3 protein-coding genes are annotated in these 1,340 nt (G+C 51.9%); all 3 read right to left on the reverse strand.

Features of this window, described 5'->3' with window-relative positions:
- Positions 1–255: monovalent cation/H+ antiporter complex subunit F (locus tag V7D78_RS16880; RefSeq protein WP_333609619.1), on the reverse strand; the 255-nt coding region annotated here is incomplete at its 3' end.
- On the reverse strand, positions 252–806 hold the full coding sequence (locus V7D78_RS16885) for a Na+/H+ antiporter subunit E (protein ID WP_333609620.1): 555 nt from the start codon (positions 804–806) through the stop codon (positions 252–254). The genes V7D78_RS16885 and V7D78_RS16880, both read right to left, overlap by 4 nt.
- 84 nt (positions 807–890) lie before the next feature.
- The coding region (locus V7D78_RS16890; protein WP_333609621.1) for an EAL domain-containing protein at positions 891–1,340 on the reverse strand (450 nt) is incomplete at its 5' end.

Consider the following 1,340-nt stretch of genomic DNA (forward strand, 5'->3'; position numbering starts at 1 on the left):
CTTTTTTTCCGGTTGCTGCTGGCGCAAACGTTGCACTAAGGCTGCCGGTGCGGCAGCTGCCAATACCGCCAGTACTAAAGCGACATCTCTAAGGGCAGGTTGTTCCAAGGCAACGGCCAGCACCAAACACAGCGCCACACCGGTTGTGCCGAACAACTGTACCGATAGTAGGCGGTCTAACAAGGATGGGCCTTTAATTACCCGCCATAGTCCCAGCACCATGGTCATTAACAAGGCCAGGGCCAGATAGATCATAGCTTGTCCTGAGCAGTGTCTGCTGCAAGTAGCAGAGGCTCGTCTGACAGCAGTTGTGACAGTTGCTGCTCAAGGCTCAATACTCCTTGCTGCCAGTTGGCATGGGTGTCCAGCACATGCAACAACAGTATGCTGCTGTGCTGATCGCCATGATGGTTGTCGGTAGGCAATGCTGTTGCCACGCTACAGGTACCGGGTAGTAAGCTGACCATACTGGCCAGTAAGCGTTGGCTGGGGGCATGTACTAAGCGCATCTGATAATGTTGCCAGCCCGGTGCTAAGCGCAGTTTAGGCGACAATGCCCGCAAGGCAACATCACAAGCACCTAACACCCGCTGACGGCTAAAATACCAGACAAAACCTGGCAGATGTCGTAATCGCAACGCAGGTAAGGTTAATTGCTGACGCTGACACCAGAGCAGCAGTAGCAAACACAGTGGCAGAAAAAACCACCAGCCACGGCCAGCGGTCAGCGCGCCCCAACACAAGGCGGCAGCCACGATGATGGCGGCAACGGCGCTTAAACTCATACTGTTAGCTGCAGCTGACATCAGGCCTCCGACCATGTTTAGGGATGAAAAACCAGAATAATGGCTAAACCACTGATTAGATAGTATTGAAAAACAACAAAAAGTTCAAACGGATGCCGGCGTGAGTTGTTGCAGGGCAGCATTAAAGCCGGCAATTGGCGAAGGTTTGCCAAACCAGTAGCCCTGATACTGATAACAGCCCAGTTCCTGCAATGCCAGCAGTTGCTCCTCGGTTTCAACGCCCTCTGCCAATACCTCAAGCCCTAGCGTATTGCCCAACGCGATTACCATGCGGGCAATGGCCTCATCATTGCTATCAGTTAAAATGTCACGGACAAAACTGCGGTCAATTTTCAGCTGGGTTAAGGGTAAACGTTTAAGATAGGCTAAAGACGAATAACCGGTACCAAAGTCATCCAGCGAAAAACTCACCCCCAGTGCGGCCAGCTGCTGAATTTTGTTTACCACATCCTCAATATTGGTAATCAGCAAGCTTTCGGTCAGCTCCAACTTCAGCTTACTGGCCCGGGCTCCGCTTTGCTTGAGGATACTACT

Origin of the sequence: Arsukibacterium sp. (assembly GCF_036735525.1) — a bacterium.
Lineage (GTDB): Bacteria > Pseudomonadota > Gammaproteobacteria > Enterobacterales > Alteromonadaceae > Alishewanella.

Bases quoted from the DNA above. Each gene is read 5' to 3' on its own strand.
- V7D78_RS16885 (WP_333609620.1), bottom strand. From the start codon at position 806: ATGTCAGCTGCAGCTAACAGTATGAGTTTAAGCGCCGTTGCCGCCATC.